This window comes from Vreelandella sp. H-I2, from assembly GCF_052959335.1.
Map to the genome: position 1 here is coordinate 1 of NZ_JBRAMC010000031.1, position 212 is coordinate 212.

General features: G+C 57.1%; 1 rRNA gene. It reads right to left on the reverse strand.

Annotated elements, in window-relative coordinates:
• Positions 1-212: ribosomal RNA gene (locus ACUVOF_RS21990) — 16S ribosomal RNA — on the reverse strand; the annotation flags it as partial.

The following is a 212-nucleotide window of genomic DNA, read 5'->3' on the forward strand; positions in this document are numbered from 1 at the left end:
TAGCGATTCCGACTTCACGGAGTCGAGTTGCAGACTCCGATCCGGACTGAGACCGGCTTTAAGGGATTCGCTGACTCTCGCGAGCTCGCAGCCCTTTGTACCGGCCATTGTAGCACGTGTGTAGCCCTACCCGTAAGGGCCATGATGACTTGACGTCGTCCCCACCTTCCTCCGGTTTGTCACCGGCAGTCTCCTTAGAGTTCCCACCATTA